The sequence below is a fragment of the Mycobacterium sp. E1747 genome, assembly GCF_001667775.1.
GTDB lineage: Bacteria > Actinomycetota > Actinomycetes > Mycobacteriales > Mycobacteriaceae > Mycobacterium.
Genome location: NZ_LZJI01000091.1, coordinates 14,553 through 32,371 on the forward strand (window position 1 = coordinate 14,553; position 17,819 = coordinate 32,371).

The 17,819-nt window shown below is 68.7% G+C and carries 19 protein-coding genes, 2 pseudogenes and 1 riboswitch; of the genes and pseudogenes, 8 read left to right on the top strand and 13 right to left on the bottom strand.

Going from position 1 to position 17,819, the window contains the following annotated elements:
* Nucleotides 1-35: 35 nt before the first annotated feature.
* Together recX and recA are read right to left on the bottom strand one after the other, a co-directional pair.
* Nucleotides 36-557: a recombination regulator RecX gene (gene recX / locus A5695_RS09535; RefSeq protein WP_068080323.1), complete on the bottom strand. Its 522-nt coding sequence runs from the start codon at nucleotides 555-557 to the stop codon at nucleotides 36-38.
* Complete coding sequence (gene recA / locus A5695_RS09540) at nucleotides 523-1,563, bottom strand: recombinase RecA (RefSeq protein WP_067268999.1); 1,041 nt, start codon at nucleotides 1,561-1,563, stop codon at nucleotides 523-525. Before recA ends, recX begins: the two co-directional genes overlap by 35 nt.
* A 165-nt stretch (nucleotides 1,564-1,728) precedes the next feature.
* Nucleotides 1,729-1,857: riboswitch (cobalamin riboswitch) on the top strand.
* A 43-nt stretch (nucleotides 1,858-1,900) separates the two neighbouring features.
* Between recA and A5695_RS09545 the strand changes: the two genes are divergently transcribed.
* Together A5695_RS09545 and A5695_RS09550 are read left to right on the top strand one after the other, a co-directional pair.
* Entirely contained in the window at nucleotides 1,901-2,617 is a 717-nt protein-coding gene (locus tag A5695_RS09545; protein WP_068080325.1) for a (2Fe-2S)-binding protein, read from the top strand.
* Nucleotides 2,618-2,623: 6 nt separating this feature from the next.
* Nucleotides 2,624-3,244 (top strand): flavodoxin family protein, encoded by a 621-nt coding sequence (locus tag A5695_RS09550; RefSeq protein WP_068080327.1) that lies wholly within the window; start codon nucleotides 2,624-2,626, stop codon nucleotides 3,242-3,244.
* Between the two features lie 9 nt (nucleotides 3,245-3,253).
* Here A5695_RS09550 and A5695_RS09555 read toward each other — a convergent pair whose 3' ends face one another.
* The 3 genes from A5695_RS09555 to A5695_RS09565 are packed head-to-tail and all read right to left on the bottom strand — an operon-like array spanning nucleotide 3,254 to nucleotide 4,981.
* Entirely contained in the window at nucleotides 3,254-3,448 is a 195-nt protein-coding gene (locus A5695_RS09555; protein ID WP_068080329.1) for a DUF3046 domain-containing protein, read from the bottom strand.
* Between the two features lie 43 nt (nucleotides 3,449-3,491).
* The gene (locus A5695_RS09560; protein ID WP_197515428.1) at nucleotides 3,492-3,764 is read right to left on the bottom strand and encodes a hypothetical protein; all 273 of its coding nucleotides are present in this window, start codon (nucleotides 3,762-3,764) and stop codon (nucleotides 3,492-3,494) included.
* 50 nt (nucleotides 3,765-3,814) lie between these two features.
* Nucleotides 3,815-4,981, bottom strand: a complete 1,167-nt coding sequence (locus tag A5695_RS09565; protein ID WP_068080333.1) for a glycosyltransferase — start codon at nucleotides 4,979-4,981, stop codon at nucleotides 3,815-3,817.
* A gap of 53 nt (nucleotides 4,982-5,034) precedes the next feature.
* Here A5695_RS09565 and A5695_RS09570 point away from each other — a divergent pair, with 53 nt between their 5' ends.
* On the top strand, nucleotides 5,035-5,466 hold the full coding sequence (locus tag A5695_RS09570) for a limonene-1,2-epoxide hydrolase family protein (RefSeq protein WP_068080336.1): 432 nt from the start codon (nucleotides 5,035-5,037) through the stop codon (nucleotides 5,464-5,466).
* On the opposite strand, the gene A5695_RS09575 is transcribed toward A5695_RS09570, so the two are convergent.
* The 4 genes from A5695_RS09575 to pgsA all read right to left on the bottom strand — a co-directional run bounded on the left by A5695_RS09575 (nucleotide 5,463) and on the right by pgsA (nucleotide 8,304).
* The gene (locus A5695_RS09575) at nucleotides 5,463-6,272 is read right to left on the bottom strand and encodes a hypothetical protein (protein ID WP_068080337.1); all 810 of its coding nucleotides are present in this window, start codon (nucleotides 6,270-6,272) and stop codon (nucleotides 5,463-5,465) included. The two genes, A5695_RS09570 and A5695_RS09575, sit on opposite strands and share 4 nt — an antisense overlap.
* Nucleotides 6,273-6,282: 10 nt before the next feature.
* Nucleotides 6,283-7,113, bottom strand: a complete 831-nt coding sequence (gene pspA / locus A5695_RS09580; RefSeq protein ID WP_068080339.1) for a phage shock protein PspA — start codon at nucleotides 7,111-7,113, stop codon at nucleotides 6,283-6,285.
* A gap of 125 nt (nucleotides 7,114-7,238) precedes the next feature.
* Nucleotides 7,239-7,589, bottom strand: a complete 351-nt coding sequence (clgR, locus tag A5695_RS09585; RefSeq protein ID WP_068080341.1) for a transcriptional regulator ClgR — start codon at nucleotides 7,587-7,589, stop codon at nucleotides 7,239-7,241.
* Between the two features lie 115 nt (nucleotides 7,590-7,704).
* Nucleotides 7,705-8,304 carry a CDP-diacylglycerol--glycerol-3-phosphate 3-phosphatidyltransferase gene (pgsA, locus tag A5695_RS09590; protein WP_068080357.1) on the bottom strand — a complete coding sequence of 200 codons (600 nt, stop codon included), beginning with the start codon at nucleotides 8,302-8,304 and terminating at the stop codon, nucleotides 7,705-7,707.
* A 38-nt stretch (nucleotides 8,305-8,342) separates the two neighbouring features.
* Between pgsA and A5695_RS09595 the strand changes: the two genes are divergently transcribed.
* Nucleotides 8,343-8,870 (top strand): amino-acid N-acetyltransferase, encoded by a 528-nt coding sequence (locus tag A5695_RS09595; protein ID WP_068080343.1) that lies wholly within the window; start codon nucleotides 8,343-8,345, stop codon nucleotides 8,868-8,870.
* Between the two features lie 30 nt (nucleotides 8,871-8,900).
* Here A5695_RS09595 and A5695_RS09600 read toward each other — a convergent pair whose 3' ends face one another.
* Together A5695_RS09600 and A5695_RS09605 are read right to left on the bottom strand one after the other, a co-directional pair.
* On the bottom strand, nucleotides 8,901-10,349 hold the full coding sequence (locus A5695_RS09600; protein WP_082945961.1) for a sugar porter family MFS transporter: 1,449 nt from the start codon (nucleotides 10,347-10,349) through the stop codon (nucleotides 8,901-8,903).
* A gap of 232 nt (nucleotides 10,350-10,581) precedes the next feature.
* Nucleotides 10,582-13,062, bottom strand: coding sequence for a DNA translocase FtsK (locus tag A5695_RS09605; RefSeq protein WP_082945962.1), 2,481 nt, complete (start codon nucleotides 13,060-13,062; stop codon nucleotides 10,582-10,584).
* Between the two features lie 181 nt (nucleotides 13,063-13,243).
* On the opposite strand from A5695_RS09605, the gene A5695_RS09610 reads away from it, so the two are divergent.
* Genes A5695_RS09610 through A5695_RS09620 form a run of 3 tightly spaced genes read left to right on the top strand, consistent with a single transcriptional unit; the run spans nucleotide 13,244 to nucleotide 15,244 of the window.
* Nucleotides 13,244-13,561, top strand: a complete 318-nt coding sequence (locus tag A5695_RS09610) for a putative quinol monooxygenase (RefSeq protein WP_068080345.1) — start codon at nucleotides 13,244-13,246, stop codon at nucleotides 13,559-13,561.
* Nucleotides 13,558-14,376 carry a mycofactocin-coupled SDR family oxidoreductase gene (locus tag A5695_RS09615; protein WP_068080347.1) on the top strand — a complete coding sequence of 273 codons (819 nt, stop codon included), beginning with the start codon at nucleotides 13,558-13,560 and terminating at the stop codon, nucleotides 14,374-14,376. Before A5695_RS09610 ends, A5695_RS09615 begins: the two co-directional genes overlap by 4 nt.
* A 4-nt stretch (nucleotides 14,377-14,380) precedes the next feature.
* The gene (locus A5695_RS09620; RefSeq protein ID WP_068080348.1) at nucleotides 14,381-15,244 is read left to right on the top strand and encodes an SAM-dependent methyltransferase; all 864 of its coding nucleotides are present in this window, start codon (nucleotides 14,381-14,383) and stop codon (nucleotides 15,242-15,244) included.
* Here A5695_RS09620 and A5695_RS09625 read toward each other — a convergent pair.
* Both A5695_RS09625 and dapA read right to left on the bottom strand, forming a co-directional pair.
* Entirely contained in the window at nucleotides 15,241-16,917 is a 1,677-nt protein-coding gene (locus A5695_RS09625) for a ribonuclease J (RefSeq protein ID WP_068080350.1), read from the bottom strand. The two genes, A5695_RS09620 and A5695_RS09625, sit on opposite strands and share 4 nt — an antisense overlap.
* 19 nt (nucleotides 16,918-16,936) lie before the next feature.
* Nucleotides 16,937-17,758: pseudogene (gene dapA / locus A5695_RS09630) on the bottom strand (4-hydroxy-tetrahydrodipicolinate synthase); the annotation flags it as partial.
* Here dapA and thyX point away from each other — a divergent pair.
* Nucleotides 17,739-17,819: pseudogene (gene thyX, locus A5695_RS29515) on the top strand (FAD-dependent thymidylate synthase); the annotation flags it as partial. The pseudogenes dapA and thyX overlap by 20 nt on opposite strands.

Genomic DNA, 17,819 nt, shown 5'->3' on the forward strand with positions numbered 1-17,819 from the left:
GGTACGGCGACCCGGCGGCGCCCGAGAAACCGCTGCTAGACCCGGCGGCGGTCCCGTTCGGCGGCCAGCTCGGCGAGAACGACCTCACACGCCAAGTTCTGGCTGTAGCCGCGACGCGCCAACATTCCGACCAGCCTGCGGGTCACCTTCGCGTCGTCGCCGGCCAACGTCTCGCGACGCAGCTTGGCGCGCACCAACTCCTCGGCCCGGTCCCGCTCGGCGCCGGCGTCGATTTCGGACAGCGCCGAGGTGATCACGTCCCGGTCGACGCCCTTGGTGTGCAATTCGGCGGCCAGGGCACGCCTGCTCTTGCCGGCCTTCGCCCGGCGAGACCGCACCCACTGCTGCGCGAAGTCGGCGTCGTCTACCAGGCCGACGGTGGCCAGGCGGTCCAGCACGGCGGCGCTGACGTCCTCCGGGTAGCCCCGCTTCGCCAGGTGGCCGTGCAGCTCGGCGCGCGTGCGCGCCCTCACGGTGAGCAGGCGCAGGCACAGGGCGCGCGCCTGCTCCTCGCGAGAGGGCTCAGAAATCGACGGGGGCGGGCAAGACGTCGTCATCGGTCACAACCGCACCAATGCCAAGCTTTTCCTTGATCTTCTTCTCGATCTCGTTGGCGATGTCGGCGTTCTCCATCAAGAAGGTGCGGGCGTTCTCCTTGCCCTGGCCGAGTTGCTCGCCCTCATAGGTGAACCAGGAACCCGACTTGCGGATGAAGCCCTGCTCCACGCCCATGTCGATCAGCGAGCCCTCCCGGCTGATCCCCCTGCCGTAGAGGATGTCGAACTCGGCCTGCTTGAACGGCGGCGACACCTTGTTCTTGACGACCTTGACCCGGGTGCGGTTGCCCACCGCGTTGGTGCCGTCCTTGAGGGTCTCGATCCGGCGCACGTCCATGCGCACCGAGGCGTAGAACTTCAAAGCCTTTCCACCCGTGGTGGTTTCGGGGCTGCCGAACATCACCCCGATCTTCTCGCGCAGCTGGTTGATGAAGATGGCAGTGGTGCCCGAATTGTTCAGCGCGCCAGTCATTTTCCGCAGCGCCTGGCTCATCAGCCGGGCCTGCAGCCCGACGTGGCTATCGCCCATCTCGCCCTCGAGCTCGGCGCGCGGCACCAGGGCCGCCACCGAGTCGATGACCAGGATGTCCAGGGCGCCCGAGCGGATCAGCATGTCGGCGATCTCGAGGGCCTGCTCCCCCGTATCGGGCTGGCTGACCAGCAGGGAGTCGGTGTCGACGCCGAGCTTCTTGGCGTAGTCCGGATCCAGGGCGTGCTCGGCGTCGATGAACGCCGCGACGCCGCCGGCGGCCTGGGCGTTGGCCACGGCGTGCAGGGCGACGGTGGTCTTACCCGAGGACTCCGGGCCGTAGATCTCCACGACCCGGCCGCGGGGCAGGCCGCCGATGCCCAGGGCCACGTCCAGTGCGATGGATCCGGTCGGGATGACCGAGATCGGCTGACGCATCTCGTCGCCGAGACGCATCACCGAGCCTTTGCCGTAGCTCTTCTCGATCTGGGCCATCGCCAGTTCGAGGGCCTTCTCGCGGTCGGGGGCTTGCGTCATGGTGCCTCTCCTATGGTTCGGTGTGTTCGGTGACCGGTATCGGTCGGTTGGCCGTGACACTAGAGAAGGCCACCGACAAGTTGACTCGCCGAACGTTCCCCACAGTAGCCGAACACCTGTTCGATTCAAGCGGACACGCCGAACCCCGCACGCGTGTGGCAACATTTGCCACCGAAAGACGCTGGCGGGGCCCAGAGAGCCCGAGCAAACCGGTGTGAATCCGGTGCGGTCCCGCCACTGTGACCGGGATTCCCTCCCGCCAGCCGGATACTCACCGGCAGCGCTTCCTCACGACAACTGGGGCCGGATTTCCCTAGAGAGGCGTGGTTGCACATACATGACGGTGCGAGACATCTCCGCTGAGTTGGCCGAAATATCCTCCTACCAAGGGTTTTTCGCGCTGGCCGTGGGCGGTGACGCGGCCGGGTGGCATCCGGTCCGGCAGTCCTACGCCGACGGGTTCACCGACTTGGTCGAGGCCACCGCCCGGCGCTATCACACAACGGATCTGCGGGTCGGCGCCTCGCTGGTTCACCTCGGCCACGCCACCCGGCTGTGGTCACCGGTGCTCGCGTGCGCGCTGGGCCACGACGTCGTCCCCGACCTGGGTGACCTGCAACGCGCCGACGACGGGGCGCAACTGCGATTGCCCGCGCCGGTCGGGACCCCGGCCCACTCACCGGACGCGCTGTACCGGGCGGTCGTGCAAGACCACATGCAACAGCTCGCCGCCGGTCTGCGGGTAGGGCTGGCGCCCGCCCTGCTGGCGGGCAACATCGCGTCCGCGCTGGTCGGTGCAGCGCGTGCCCTGCTCGCCGTGCGGCCCGAGCTGGGCGCGCGGATCGCCGAGACGGTCCATGCGCTGCTGGGCACCGGCATGCTGGCCGACTCGGGCGTCATCACCGGCCCACCCCTGGGCTTTCGACGCCGTAGTTGCTGCCTCTTTTATCGCCTGCCCGGCGGATCCATCTGCGGCGACTGCGTCTTCGAGAAGCCACCGCCGGACCGCACTCGGGCGCCGCGTCGTTTGCCCAACTCGCGCAAGGGTATCTGAAGCGGCATGCCCACCGAGACATCCTTGCGAGCCCTCGCGTTGACGTGTTCGTTGAAGAAGAGCCCGGAGCCCTCGAGCAGCGAGCTGATCGCCGATCAGGTGCTCGCCCAACTGCGCGGTGCGGGCGTCGGCACCGAGAAGGTGCGGTGCGTGGACCTGGCGCTGCTGCCTGGCGTGGAAGCGGACATGGGCCCGGGCGACGAGTGGCCGGCGCTACTGGAGAAGATCACCGCGGCGGACATCGTGGTGCTGTCGACGCCCACCTGGGTCGGCCACATGTCCAGTGTCGCGCAGCGCGTTCTGGAGCGCCTCGACGCCGCGATCTCCGATAAGGACGACGCCGGCCGGCCCCGGATGGTGGGCAAAGTTGCCCTGGTGGCGGTGGTGGGAAATGAGGACGGCGCACACAAGATCGTCGCCGACCTTTTTCAGGCAGTGAACGACATCGGATTCTCGATTCCCGCGCAAGGGTGCACCTATTGGAACGGCGAGGCCATGCAGGGGACGAATTTCAACGACCTCGACGACGTGCCGGAAGCGGTGGCGACCACGACCGAAACGGCGGCCCGCAACGCCGTCCACCTCGCGGCGCTATTGCGGCAGCACGAATATCCGCCCTACGAATAGGCGGCGCACTCACCACTGCTCGCGCGGTACGTCGAAGTCGACGCACAGGGCCCGCCACACGTCGCGGGGCTCGATCCCGTCCTCGATCGCCTGGGCGGCGGTCCGGCCGTCGAATCCGGTCAGCACATGGTCCGCCAACACCGAAGAACCGTAGGCCGCACCGAATCGCAGGACGACCCGCTCGTTGAATTCCGTTAGGCGCACGTCAGCAAGATACCCGTCGGGCGCGGATCGGACACCGGCCGCGTCACCGCCAGCTGGCCGGCAGATCGATCAGGTGGTTGGGACAAAAGTCCTGCACGGCCTCGGACATGGTGGTCCGCGCCCGCAACGCCGACATCCGCGAGCGCAACTGCATGAAGGCGTACTCGGCCGGCGCATAGCCCTGCCCGGCGGCGGCCGGGTCGTCCATCAACTGGCACGCCTGCTGCTCGTCGCCGCTGTCAGCGCGGGCGACGCCCGAACTGAACATCAAGGCGAGCAGCAGGCCGCCGGCCGCGATCGATTTCAATGACTTCAATGACATCAATGCCTTCAATGCCCAAGCCCTCCTTTGCGCGGCCCTGGCCATCAGCCCGTCAGAGCGAGCGCTTCATGGCACACCCGCACCGGATCGGCCACACCGGCGATGCTAGCGGCGGCGGTCTGCGCCGCCTGCCGATATCGGGGTGACGACAGCACCTCGTCCACCGCGGCCACCAGCGCCTCGGCGGTCAGCGGCCGGACCAGCCGCCCGCTGCCCTGCCGGACCACCCGGTTGGCGATCTCCCACTGATCCCCGCCGCCGGGCACCGCCACCAGCGGCACCCCCGCCAGCAGCGTCTTGGCCACCATGCCGTGCCCGCCGCCGCAAATGACGAGGTCGGCGTGCGTGAGTAACTCCGCCTGGCTGCCCAGCCCGACCACCGCCCACGGCGGCACCTCCAAATCCGCCCCGCCCAGCCGCGAGATCACCAACCGCGCGCCGGCGGGCAGCGTCTCCCCCGGCCGCAGGTGAGCCAGCGCGATCTCGGCCACGCCCTCGGTGCCGGTCGAGGCGGTCGACGGCGCCACCACCACCACGGGCCCCGACCCCGCCGGGATGTCCAGCACCCGATCGGTCGGTTCGAAGTGCAGCGGTCCCACCACCACCGCCTCCGCCGGCCAGTCCGGCCGGGGGACCTCGAGGGCCGGCAGGGTCGCGATCAGCCGCCGCAGCGGGCCGGGGTCGTGGGCCGGCAGCCCGATCTCAACCCGCACGGCCGCGCGCTGCCGCAGACCCGCGCGCCAGGACCGGGCGGTCAGCGCCCGCATCGTGGTGTCGCGGAGCCGGCCGCGGATGCCGGTGCCCGGCGCCAGCCCGCTGCCGATCGGCGGCAATCCCTTCGAGGGCAGATACAGCGGATGCGGGTCGAGCTCGATCCACGGGATGCCCAACAGCTCGGCGGCCATGCCGCCGCCGGCGGTGATGACGTCGGAGACCACCAGGTCGGGCGCCAGCTCGCGCAGCGCCGGCACGTTGAGGACCGCCATCCGCGCCGCCCGCCGATGGATTCGGGCGCCGGCGTCGACGTCGTGGTCGGTGGCCACCAGCCCGTCCAGCGGGGCGGCGTCGATGCCGGCGGCGCGGGCGGTGTCGACCCACTCGGCGCCGGTGAACAGCGTGGGTTCGTCGCCGGCGTGGGCGAAGCGTTGGCACAGCGCAATCGCGGGAAAGGAGTGCCCGGGATCCGGCCCGGCGACCACGGCGACGCGCATCGCCCTTACCCTGCCACAGCGCGCCGCCGCAAGGCTCGCCTACGCTGGCACCCATGACCGAGCTGACCGGGACAACCGTTGCGAACACCCGCACGGTAGAGGGCTTTCTGAACGCCCTGCAGGACGCGGATTACGAGGCCGCCGACGCGGCATTGGACGACAACCTCGTTTACGAAAATGTCGGGCTGCCGACGATTCACGGCCGCGCCAGGGCGATGAAGCTGTTTCGCCAGATGGACGGCCGCGCCGCCTTCGAGGTGAAGATCCACCGCATCGCCGCCGACGGCGGCGCGGTGCTCACCGAACGCACCGACGCACTGATCTTCGGCCCGCTGCGGCTTCAGTTCTGGGTGTGCGGGGTGTTCGAGGTCCACGACGGACGAATCACGTTGTGGCGGGACTACTTCGACTTCTTCGACATGTTCAAGGCCACCATTCGTGGCCTGGCGGCGGTGGTGCTGCCGTCGCTAAAGGCGACGTTCTAACTGGCTCCGCGCAGACCACCGAGTTCGTCGAACGCCTGCGCCCAGCCGACCAGGCGGTCGGTGGCCCCGGCCAGCTCGGCGCGGTAGCGCTGCGAGGCCGCCAGCTGATCCCCGTTGGCGGAGGACACCAATTGCGCTGCAGCGGTTACCATTTCGTTGTACTGGCGAACGCCGGCACTCAGCTGCGCCGTGAACGCGTTGATCGTGGGCACCAGATACGTTCGCGATGATTCGCTGGACTGGGCCGCCCGCTCCATCGACACCACCTCGGCGGCGGTGGCCGCCATCGCCGCCGAGCTCTTGTTGGCCGCCGCGGTCAGGTCGTGTATTTCGGTGGTCGGCAGCATCGATCCCCGCTCGATCACGTTCAACAGCGAAAGGAACCCGCGCTCCGAGGCGCCCAGTGCGTACATCGCGGGCCGCGCCGCCGACCCGGGCGGGGGCAACCGTCGCACGTTCGCCGGGCGCGGTGTGGGCAGCGGCTCGGCACGCAACCACCGGTAGCGCAACAACAACAGCGTCGCGGGGACGGCCATGATGACCGCGACGGCGCCGGTGATCTCGAGCAGCAACGCGAACCATCCCCACGCCGCCAGCAGCATCGTCACCACCGCCCAGAACACGCAACCGACTGCGAATATCAGGCCCCACCGCAGCGCGCGGCGACGCCGCCGCAACAGCCGCGCACGGGGATCCGCTGCGGCACTGAGCTTTTGGGCCACCAGGTTAGACAGGTCCGCGGCGGTGGCCAATCCCCGCCCCAGCACCGTACGCCAGAGCCCACCCCGCGCCTCGCTCACCGCCATGACGCCCGGGCTACTGGCCAAAGGGCTTCTCGGTGGCCGCGCCCCCGGTCGTCTCGGCGGGTGCGGGGGCCGCCTGCGGGGTGGCCCCGGCGGCGGGCGTCCCCCCGGTCGGCAAGGCTTCGCCGCGCATCGAGGCGCGGATCTGCTCCAGCCGGGAGTGACCGGCCATCTGCACGCCGGCCTGCTCGACCTCGAGCATGCGGCCCTGCACCGAGCTCTGCGCGAGCTCGGCCGATCCGATCGCGTTGGCGTAGCGGCGTTCGATCTTGTCGCGCACCTCGTCGAGGCTGGGCACGTTGCCCGGCGCGGCGATCTCGCTCATCGAGCGCAGTGAGGCGCTGACCTGTTCCTGCATCTTCGCCTGCTCGAGCTGGCTGAGCAGCTTGGTGCGCTCGGCGATCTTCTGCTGCAGCACCATCGCGTTCTGCTCGACCGCCTTCTTGGCCTGGGCGGCCGCGCTCAGCGCCTGGTCATGCAGCGTCTTGAGGTCCTCGACGCTCTGCTCGGCGGTCACCAGCTGCGCCGCGAACGCCTCGGCGGCGTTGTTGTACTCGGCCGCTTTGGCGGCATCCCCGGCCGCGGTGGCCTGGTCGGCCAGCGTCAGGGCCTGACGGACGTTGACCTGCAATTTTTCGATGTCGGCGAGTTGCCGATTCAGCCGCATCTCCAGTTGGCGCTGGTTGCCGATCACCTGGGCGGCCTGCTGGGTCAGCGCCTGATGAGTGCGTTGCGCCTCCTCGATGGCCTGCTGGATCTGCACCTTGGGGTCGGCGTGCTCGTCGATCTTCGCGTTGAACAGCGCCATCAGGTACTTCCACGCTTTGACGAACGGATTGGCCATTGAGCTCCACCTTCGCTTCTTGTAGGCCGGATGATCCCGGGATGGGCCGACGCTTGTCGCTCAATTTAGTGGGTCGGCGCCGATCGCCCTACCCCTAGCGGGCGATCCATGCCCTCCGGTGTCGCTCAGGCGATCGCCAGCGACGCCACCGGCGGGATGACCACCTTGGTCTCGGCGTCGATGCTGGGGCCGCGCAGCCCGTCGGTGGGCGCGCTGTGGGCCACGCGTTCGCGTGCCCGCTCCTGGCCGGCCATCCGCTCGCCGGCGTCGGTCAGCACCGACGACAGCGGGACCTGTAACGCCTCGCAGATCGCGTTGAGCAGCTCGCTGGACGGTTCCTTGCGCCCGCGCTCCACCTCGGACAGGTAGCCGAGGCTCACCCGCGCCGAGTCGGAGACCTCGCGCAGCGTCCGGCCCTGCGTCATCCGGGCCTCACGCAGCACGTCGCCGATCACCTCGCGCACTAATGACGGCATTCCTGCCCTCCTTCGTCCAGTCAGCCTGCTCGGCTCGGAATCGACCGCGACTGCAGGCGCACACAAGGTGAAACGCGGAGGGCGGGGTCTTGGTTCCCGTTCAGCGATTCGAGAATCAGTCGGGCGTCCGGCGCACTTCCCGCACGGTCGACACCACGTAGTCGATGCCGGTGACGATCGTGAGCAAGATGGCCACCCCCATTACCACCGCCGCCGCCACCCGCAGCGGCCCAGACAGTGGCAGGACGAACAGGCCGATCGCCACCACCTGCACCACGGTCTTGACCTTGCCGCCCCAGCTGGCCGGAATGACCCCGCGACGGATCACGGCCAGCCGCAGCACGGTCACCCCGAACTCGCGGGCCAGGATCAGCACCGTGACCCACCACGGCAGGTCACCCAGCATCGACAGCCCGATCAGGGCCGACCCGACGAGCGTCTTGTCCGCGATCGGGTCGACGAACGCCCCGAATTCCGTTGCCATGCCGTAATTGCGGGCCAGCAGGCCGTCCAACCGATCGGTGATGCAGGCGACCGCGAAGATCACGAAAGCCACGATCCGGAAGGCGGCCTCGTGGCCGTCCTTGGCGAACAGCGCGAGCAGGAATATTGGCACCAACACCAGCCGCAGCAGCGTCAGGGTGTTGGCGAGATTTGCGATGTGGACGCGGCCCGACGGTCCCGTTAGCGGACCCGTTTGCGGCTGCCCCGACACCGCAACAGAATAACTGTTGACCAGCGCACCCGGACCCAATGCCGATACTGTTAGCCGTGACCGATAGTTCGCAGGACTGCCTGGTGCGACGCGCGCGGACCTCCGACGTCCCCGCCATCAAGCAGCTCGTCGACACCTACGCCGGCAAGATCCTGCTCGAGAAGAACCTGGTGACGCTGTATGAGGCCGTCCAGGAATTCTGGGTGGCCGAACGCGAGGGCGCCGTGGTGGGTTGCGGCGCGCTGCACGTGATGTGGTCCGACCTGGGCGAGATCCGCACCGTCGCTGTCGACCCGGAGATGACCGGCCACGGGATCGGCCACGCGATCGTCGACCGGCTGTTGGAGGTCGCGCGCGAGCTGCAGCTCAAGCGGCTGTTCGTGCTCACGTTCGAAACCGAGTTCTTCGGCAAGCACGGGTTCACCGAGATCGAGGGGACGCCGGTGACGGCCGAGGTGTTTGAGGAGATGTGCCGCTCCTACGACATCGGTGTCGCCGAGTTCCTGGACCTGAGCTACGTCAAGCCCAACATTCTGGGCAACTCCCGGATGCTGCTGGTGCTGTGACGCAAAGGACCTGCCGCACAACCGGATTCGTCAGCGGCTGAAGTCCGACGGTCGGAAGTTCCCCTCGAAGAGCTTGGTTTCGATCTCCTCCAGGCTCCTACCGGTGAGGTCGGGCATGCGGAAGTACACGAAGATCCACGCGACCACGTTGAACGACCCATACAGCCACATCGAGGGCCCGACACCGATCGCGTTGATGAGCGACAGCATCGTCAGCGTGATGAGCAGGTTGGTGCCCCACAACGTCGCGGACTGTGCGGCGGTGGCCGCCGGCCGCACCGCCAGCGGATAGGTCTCCGAGCCGGTCAGCCAGCCCATCAGCTGCAAGCCGCCCGCGTTGAACAGCATGAAGGCGATCAGGCAGACCATGATGTAGGGGATCACGTCGTGACCGCTGTCGCTGGTGACGAAGAGCAGGCCCAGCAGGAACAGGCTGATCGCCGCGCCCGGCACCATGATGAGGGTGAGCCGGCGGCGGCCGACCCGGTCGATGATCGCCAATCCGACCAGTTGGGCGACCAGGTAGGCCGCACCCAAGGCCACCGACGCCTGCAGAGCCACGGACCGGTAAACGCCGTCTTCGGTCAAGATGGTCGGTGAGTAGTAGATGATCATCTCGATGCCGCTGAGCTGGGTGAACACCGCGACGCCGCAACCGAGGATCAGGGCGGGGCGCACCCAGGCGTCGCGCAGCCCGCTCCACCCGCGGGTGCTGGCCGTGCGTTCGACGCGCGCGAGTTCGATCGCTTCGTCCAGCTCGGCGCCGACGTTGTAGCCCTCGGGCCGGACGCGCTCCAACACGGCTCGCGCGGCGCTTCGATCGCCTTGCTTGACCAGCCAGCGCGGGCTTTCCGGGAGGCGCAGCAGCAGCCACAGCATGACCGCGGCGGGCACGCAGGCGATCCCGATCGGCCCCCGCCAGGAGATGGACTCGAAAGCCCCGACGACGGTCGCGATGAGGACGCCCACCCCGATGGCGATCTGGAAGCACAGCACCAACCGTCCCCGGTAGGCCGGCGGCGAGAGCTCGGCGACATACATCGGTGCCGCCTGCGTCGCCCCGCCTACCGCGAAGCCCAGGACCAGCCGTCCCAGCGACAACACACCGGCGTCGGACGCGTCGGCGCACCACAGCGCGCCGACGATGAACACCGCCGCCAGCATCAACAGTGTGCCGCGCCGGCCGCGCCGATCGGACAGCCAGCTGCACGTCAACGCCCCGATGACGGCGCCGAGCAGGATGCTGGCGGCGATCACCTGCTTCCAGCCCGCGGTGATGTTGAAGTCCTGGGTGAGCTGCAGCAGGGCCCAGGAGATGACACCGGTGTCGTAGCCGTAGAGCATCCCCGAGATTGCCGCGACGAGGGCGATGACGACCACGGCGCCCGTCAGTTGTTTTCCCGCGTCCGCGCCGGGTTGGCGGTCGTCGCGGAGATGACGGACCCCGAGCTGGCCGGCGGGCCGGGCGGGGATTGTCATCGCCTCCCTGCCCTGTGCTCGGATTCCTGGTCACTCGCCGTGTTCGGTCCGATGTCGCCGTGGCCGTCTTCGCGCATCCGGCGGGTCCACTCGGCTTGGTTGCCGGTCCGCGACTCCCCTATCGATCCGGGGAGGAGACGGCCTCACATCATGGCAAACCGATTCGATCGTACTGTGACACTGTTCGACAGGGAAACAGTCGCGCACGTGTCGAGTGCCACAGTTCCCGCGACTACTCCTCGCCCTCGTCGGACCCGTCGGCGTTGGCGCCGCCCCGGATCAGCGCCAGCGTTCCGGCCAGCTCGTCGGGCTTGACCAGCACCTCGCGCGCCTTGGATCCCTCGGACGGCCCGACGATGCCGCGGGTCTCCATCAGGTCCATCAGCCGGCCGGCCTTGGCGAAGCCGACCCGCAGCTTGCGCTGCAGCATCGAGGTCGAGCCGAACTGGCTGGACACCACCAGCTCGACGGCCTGCAGGAACACGTCCATGTCGTCGCCGATGTCCGGATCGACGTCGGTGCGCTCGCCGGTGGGCTTGGCCGTGGTGACGCCGTCGGTGTATTCGGGCTCGGCCTGCTCTTTGCACGCCCCGACAACAGCCTGGATCTCCTCGTCGGTGATGTAGGCGCCCTGCAGGCGGATCGGCTTGCTCGCGCCCATCGGCAGGAACAGGCCATCGCCCATGCCGATGAGTTTCTCGGCCCCGGCCTGGTCGAGGATGACGCGGCTGTCGGTGAGCGACGACGTCGCGAACGCCAACCGGGACGGCACGTTGGTCTTGATCAGCCCAGTGACCACGTCCACCGACGGGCGCTGGGTGGCGAGCACCAGGTGGATGCCCGCGGCGCGGGCCTTCTGGGTGATCCGCACGATGGCATCCTCGACGTCGCGGGGAGCGGTCATCATCAGGTCGGCCAGCTCGTCGACGATCGCGACGACGTACGGGTAGGGCCGGTATTCGCGCTGGCTGCCCAGCGGCGCGGTGATGGCCCCCGACCGCACCTTCTCGTTGAAGTCGTCGATGTGGCGCACCCGGGAGGCTTGCATGTCCTGGTAGCGCTGCTCCATCTCCTCGACCAGCCACGCCAGCGCGGCGGCGGCCTTCTTGGGCTGGGTGATGATCGGGGTGATCAGGTGCGGAATGCCCTCATACGGCGTCAGCTCCACCATCTTCGGGTCGATCAGGATCATCCTGACCTCCTCGGGGGTGGCCCGGGTCAGCAGCGACACCAGCATGGAGTTGACGAAGCTGGACTTACCCGAACCGGTGGAGCCGGCGACCAGCAGGTGCGGCATCTTGGCCAGGTTGGCCGAGATGAAGTCGCCCTCGATGTCCTTGCCGAGCCCGATCACCAGCGGGTGGTGGTCGCGGCGGGTCGACGGCGCGGTGAGTACGTCTGCCAGCCGCACCATTTCCCGGTCGGTGTTGGGCACCTCGATGCCCACGGCGGATTTGCCCGGAATCGGCGCCAGCATGCGCACGCTCTCGGTGGCCACCGCGTAGGCGATGTTCTTCTGCAGCGCGGTGATCTTCTCCACCTTGACGCCCGGGCCCAGCTCGACCTCGTAGCGGGTGACCGTGGGCCCGCGGGTGCAGCCGGTGACGGCGGCGTCGACCTTGAACTGGGTGAGGACCTCGCTGATCGCGTCGGCCATGACCGTGTTGGCGGCGCTGCGCTTCTTCGGTGGGTCCCCCGCCACCAGCAGGCTCAGCGAGGGCAGCGTGTAGGGGCCTTCGACGACCCGGTCCAGCACCTCGGTCTTCTTCTTGTCGCGACGACGGGTTTTGCCGATCGCCGGCTCCGGCGTGGTGGGGATGTCGTCCTCGTTGTCCCGCAGCGCCGGGACCGGGTCGGCCGTCGGCCAGGCTTGCGGCCCGTCTTCAGGAGGGGAGCTCGCGTCGTAGAAGTCTTCGGCCACAGCGGAATCCGCGTAGTCGTCGTACTCGTCGTACTCGTCGTACTCGTCGTCGCCGAGCAGCCGGGCGCCAAACATGGCGCGGACCGCGTCGGGCACCTCACGGATCGTCGTTCCGGTCAGCAACAGCAGGCCGAACATGAAGCCGATGAACAACAGGGGCGCGGCGATCCAGGCGGTCAATCCGTCCGACAGGGGGCCGCCGATGGCGAAGCCAATGAATCCCGCCGCGCGGCGCCGCGCCTCGGGGTCTTCGGGCGAGCCAGACCACAGGTGCCGCAGGCCGAGCACCGACAGCGCGATGAGGGAACCGCCCAGGATCAGCCTGGGGCGCGCGTCGGGATTGGGCTGGGTGCGCATCAGCGTCACCGCCACCGCGGCGGTGACGACTGGGAGCGCCAGCACGCCCGCACCGATGAAGGTGCGCAACAACGTGTCGACCCACGCCCCGACCGGCCGGGCGGCGTGGAACCACGAGCTGGCGGCGACCACGACGGAAAGGCCGAGCAGCATCAGCGCGATCCCGTCGCGACGGTGCCCCGGGTCGATGTCGCGAGCCCGCCCAATCGAGCGGGCGGCGCCGCCGGTGCTGCGGGCGGCCATCAGCCAGGTGGCGCGCAGGGCGCGGCCCCCGGTCAGCCCGGTGGCCACCAGCAGCGACTGGTTGCGCCGTTTCGCGGGCCTGCTCGGCCGCTTGCGGGGTGCCGCCGGCCGCGCGCGACCCGAGCCACTCCGCGAAGTGGCCTTTGACCTGCTCGTTCGAGCTTTGGAGCGGGCGGCGGTCTTGTTAGCCATGTCGGCAAGGGTAGTCGCATCGACATCATCTGCACCACCCGCCACACTGGTAACGGTTTGGTCATGTGACCCATCTGGCGGGTGGTCCAAGACGCCACGTGAGTAGGGTGGACAACCGGTGACCTAGGTAACAGAAGCCATGCGCGTCACCCACCCCCTAAGCCCCCAGGAGGCGCCCAGCATGCCCGTCGTCGTCGTCGCCAGCATGACCGTCAAACCCGAATCGGTCGACACAGTCCGCGACATCCTCACGCAAGCGGTGGAGGAAGTCCACAACGAACCGGGCTGCCAGTTGTACTCCCTGCACCAATCGGGCGAGACCTTCGTCTTCGTCGAGCAATGGGCCGACGAAGAGGCGCTCAAGGCCCATAGCACCGCGCCGGCGGTCGGCAAGATGTTCGGCGCGGCCGGCGAGCACCTGGCCGGAGCACCCGACATCAAGATGTTGCAGCCGGTGCCCGCGGGCGACCCCGACAAGGGTCAGCTGCGGTCCCGATGACCCGGCCACTCGAGGGCAAGGTCGCCTTCATCACCGGCGCGGCGCGTGGCCAGGGGCGCGCGCACGCGGTGCGCCTGGCCTCCGACGGCGCGGACATCATCGCGGTCGACCTGTGCGACCAGATCGCCAGCGTCCCCTATGCCCTGGCCTCCCCGGAGGACCTGGCGGCCACGGTGAAGCTGGTGGAGGACACCGGCGCTCGCATTGTGGCCAAACAGGGCGACGTTCGGGATCGGGAATCGCTGTCCGCCGCGTTGCAGGCGGGACTCGACGAGTTCGGCCGCCTCGACATCGTGGTGGCCAACGCTGGGATCGCCCCGATGCAGTCCGGCGACGACGGCTGGCGAGACGTCATCGACGTCAACCTGACCGGCGCCTACAACACCATCAAGGTCGCGATACCCCCTCTGGTCAAGCAGGGCAGCGGTGGCTCGATCGTGCTTATCAGCTCGGTCGCCGGACTGGCCGGGGTGGGTAGCCCCGATGCCGGGTCCGTGGGCTACGCCGCCGCCAAACACGGCGTCGTAGGGCTGATGCGGGTATACGCGAGGCTGCTTGCGGCTCAGAACATCCGGGTCAACTCGATTCATCCGTCGGGTGTCGAGACCCCGATGATCAACAACGAGTTCACCCGGGAATGGTTGGCCACGATGGCCGCCGCGACCGACACACCCGGAGCCCTGGGCAACGCCCTGCCGGTGCAGGTGATGGACGTCGAGGACATCGCCAACGCGGTGGCGTGGCTGGTGAGCGACCAGGCCCGCTACATCACCGGTGTGACGTTGCCGGTCGACGCCGGCTTCTTGAACAAGTAGCCGAATGGCACGAAACTCCGCCGCGCAGACCGCCTTCGGACCGATGGTGCTGGCCGCCGTCGAACAGAACGAACCGCCGGGCCGCCGCTTGGTGGACGACGACCTGGCGGAGCTGTTCCTGCCGGCGCCGCTGCGGTTGCTGGTGGCGGCGACACGCGCGCGGCCGGTGCGGCGCCTGATGATGCGCGCCTCGGAGTGGTCGGGCCGCGGGTTGTGGGCGAACCTGGCCTGCCGCAAGCGTTTTATCGGCGACAAGCTGGCCGAGGCGCTCGACGGCATCGACGCGGTGATCATCCTCGGCGCCGGATTGGATACCCGCGCCTACCTGCTGACGCGGCAGATCCGCATTCCCGTCTTCGAGGTCGACCTGCCCGTCAACGTCGCCCGGAAGGTCAAGACGGTCCGACGGGTGCTGGGCGGCCCGCCGATGTCGGTCCGGCAGGTGGCGCTGGACTTGGAGCGCGACGACCTCCTCACCGCCCTGGCCGAGCACGGCTTTCGCACCGACTACCGGGCCTTCCTCATCTGCGAGGGCGTCACCCAGTATTTGAGTGAAGCCACCGTCCGGCGGACGCTGGAGGGGTTGCGGGCGGCCGCTCCCGGCAGTCGTTTGGTATTCACCTACGTCCGAAGGGATTTCATCGAGGGCAAGAACCGGTACGGCACCCGCACGCTCTATCGCAGCGTCCGGCAGTTGTGGCGCTTCGGTTTACAGCCCGAGGAAGTCGGCGCGTTCATCGGGGAATACGGTTGGCGGCTGCTGGAGCAGGCCGGTCCCGACGAACTCGTCCAGCGTTACGTGGAGCCGACCGGCCGCAAACTCAAGGCCTCGCAACTGGAATGGTCGGCCTACGCGGAGAAGCTTTAGACCTCGATGACCGTCGGCACGATCATCGGTTGCCGCCGGTAGGTCTCGCCCACCCATTTGCCGACGGTGCGGCGCACGGCCTGGGCGATGCGGCCCGGGTCGGTGATGTTGTCGGCGGCAAGCAGTTCCAGCTCCGCCTCGACTCGGCGCCCGGCGGGTTCCAGCGCCTTGGGATCCTCGGAGAACCCGCGTGAATGCAGGTGCGGCGCGGCGACCGGCCGCCCGGTGCCGCGCTGGACGACCACCGTGACCGCGACGAAACCCGATGACAGGATGAGCCGTTCGCCCAGCGTGATGTCGCCGACGTCGCCGCTGATCAGCCCGTCGACGAACATCTTGCCCACCGGCAGCGCCCCGGCGATCGACGCCGTGCCGGCGACGAGGTCGACGCTGACGCCGTTCTCGGCCAACAGGATCGACTCTTCCGGCACTCCGGTGCTGGCCGCCAGCTTGGCATTGGCGCGCAGCATCCGCCAGGTGCCGTGTACCGGCATGACGTTGCGCGGCCGCACGCCGTTGTAGAGGAACAACAGCTCACCGGCGTAGGCGTGGCCCGAAACATGCACTCGGGCTTGTGCATTGGTGATGACGCGGGCCCCGATTTTGGCGAGCTCGTCGATCACGCCGTAGACGGCCTCCTCGTTGCCCGGGATCAGCGACGACGCCAGCACGATCAGGTCGCCCGCCGTCAGCGTGATGCTGCGATGCTCGCCGCGCGACATCCGCGACAGGGCCGACATGGGCTCGCCCTGGGTGCCCGTGGTGATCAGCACAACACGCTCGGGCGGCATCATCTCGGCCGCGCCGATGTCGATCACGTCGGAATCGGCCACCCGCAGAAATCCCAGCTCGCGGGCGATGCCCATGTTGCGCACCATGGAGCGACCGACGAAGGACACGCGCCGGCCCAAAGCGACGGCGGCGTCGATGATCTGTTGCACCCGGTCCACGTTGGAGGCAAAGCACGCCACGATGACGCGACCCTCGGCGCCCCGGATCAGGCGGTGCAGCGTGGGCCCCACTTCGCTTTCCGACGGCCCCACGCCCGGGATCTCGGAATTGGTCGAGTCGCACAGGAACAGGTCTACCCCGGCGTCGCCGAGCCGGGACATGCCGGGCAGATCGGTGGGCCGGCCGTCGAGGGGAAGTTGGTCGAGCTTGATGTCGCCGGTGTGCAAGACGGTTCCCGCGCCGGTGTGCACGGCGATCGCCAGCGCGTCGGGGATGGAGTGGTTGACGGCGAAGTATTCGCACTCGAAGACGCCGTGTGTGCTGCGCTGCCCCTCGGTCACCTCTACGAACACCGGCTTGAGCCGGTGCTCACGGCATTTCGCCGCCACCAGCGCCAGGGTGAACTTCGACCCGACGACCGGGATGTCGGGGCGCAGCTTCAGCAGGAACGGGATGCCGCCGATGTGATCCTCGTGCGCGTGGGTCAGCACCAGCGCCTCGATTTCGTCGAGCCGGTCGGAGATGTGGCGCAGGTCAGGCAGGATCAGGTCCACGCCGGGCTCGTCGTGGGTGGGGAACATCACCCCGCAGTCGATGATCAACAGCCGGCCGAGATGCTCGAAAACCGTCATGTTGCGGCCGATTTCGCTGATACCGCCCAGCGCGGTGACCCGCAACCCACCGGTGGTCAAGGGACCAGGAGGGGCGAGGTCTAGATCCACTTATCAGTCACCCTCTGCCTCACCGCAGCACCGACGCCGCGCGCATATCGGCGGCCAGCGCATCGATTTGCTCCGGCGTGGCCGGCATCTGCGGCAACCGGGGATCGCCAACCTCGATGCCTTGCAGCCGCAGACCCGCCTTGGACAGCGTCACGCCGCCCAGCCGGCTCATCGCGTCGCACAGCGGGGCGACGGTGCCGTTGACCTTGCGCGCGGTGGCGATGTCGCCGGAAGCGAAGGCGGACAACATCTCCCGGAGCTGACCCGCGGCCAAATGCGAGATCACACTGATGAATCCGGTGGCACCCATCGCCAACCACGGCAGGTTGAGCGCGTCGTCGCCGGAGTAGTAGGCCAGTCCCGTCTCGGCCATGATCTGGCCACCGCCGTGCAGGTCGGCCTTGGCGTCCTTGACGCCGACGATGTTGGGGTGCAACGCCAGCGCGCGCAGCGTGTCCGCCTCGATCGGTACCACGGAACGCGGCGGAATGTCGTAGAGCAGTATCGGCAGCTCGGTCGCGTCCGCGACGGCGGTGAAGTGCGCGATCAGCCCGCTCTGCGGCGGCCTCGAGTAATACGGCGTGACCACCAGCAGACCGTGGGCGCCCTCGGCCGAGCAGGCCTTGGCCAGCCGGACGCTGTGCGCGGTGTCATACGTGCCCGCGCCGGCAATGACCCGGGCGCGATCGCCGACGGCCTCCAGCACGACGCGCAGCAGCTCCCGCTTCTCGCCGTCCGTGGTGGTCGGCGACTCGCCGGTGGTTCCGGAGACGACCAGGCCGTCGCAGCCGGCGTCCACCAGGTGATTCGCCAATTGCGCCGCGGCCGCGGTGTTCGCCGACTTCGAAATCTCGGCCCTGGCCGACGGGACCGAGGTGGCCACCAGCCCGCTGGCGACCGAA

Coding starts and splice junctions, on each gene's coding strand:
- A5695_RS09610 (WP_068080345.1), top strand. CDS start 13,244: ATGCCCGTCGTCGTCGTCGCCAGCATGACCGTCAAACCCGAATCGGTC.
- A5695_RS09605 (WP_082945962.1), bottom strand. CDS start 13,062: ATGGCTAACAAGACCGCCGCCCGCTCCAAAGCTCGAACGAGCAGGTCA.
- A5695_RS09550 (WP_068080327.1), top strand. CDS start 2,624: ATGCCCACCGAGACATCCTTGCGAGCCCTCGCGTTGACGTGTTCGTTG.
- recA (WP_067268999.1), bottom strand. CDS start 1,563: ATGACGCAAGCCCCCGACCGCGAGAAGGCCCTCGAACTGGCGATGGCC.
- A5695_RS09570 (WP_068080336.1), top strand. CDS start 5,035: ATGACCGAGCTGACCGGGACAACCGTTGCGAACACCCGCACGGTAGAG.
- A5695_RS09600 (WP_082945961.1), bottom strand. CDS start 10,349: ATGACAATCCCCGCCCGGCCCGCCGGCCAGCTCGGGGTCCGTCATCTC.
- A5695_RS09620 (WP_068080348.1), top strand. CDS start 14,381: ATGGCACGAAACTCCGCCGCGCAGACCGCCTTCGGACCGATGGTGCTG.
- A5695_RS09615 (WP_068080347.1), top strand. CDS start 13,558: ATGACCCGGCCACTCGAGGGCAAGGTCGCCTTCATCACCGGCGCGGCG.
- A5695_RS09565 (WP_068080333.1), bottom strand. CDS start 4,981: ATGCGCGTCGCCGTGGTCGCCGGGCCGGATCCCGGGCACTCCTTTCCC.
- A5695_RS09575 (WP_068080337.1), bottom strand. CDS start 6,272: ATGGCGGTGAGCGAGGCGCGGGGTGGGCTCTGGCGTACGGTGCTGGGG.
- recX (WP_068080323.1), bottom strand. CDS start 557: ATGACGACGTCTTGCCCGCCCCCGTCGATTTCTGAGCCCTCTCGCGAG.
- A5695_RS09595 (WP_068080343.1), top strand. CDS start 8,343: ATGCCGATACTGTTAGCCGTGACCGATAGTTCGCAGGACTGCCTGGTG.
- clgR (WP_068080341.1), bottom strand. CDS start 7,589: ATGCCGTCATTAGTGCGCGAGGTGATCGGCGACGTGCTGCGTGAGGCC.
- pspA (WP_068080339.1), bottom strand. CDS start 7,113: ATGGCCAATCCGTTCGTCAAAGCGTGGAAGTACCTGATGGCGCTGTTC.
- A5695_RS09545 (WP_068080325.1), top strand. CDS start 1,901: ATGACGGTGCGAGACATCTCCGCTGAGTTGGCCGAAATATCCTCCTAC.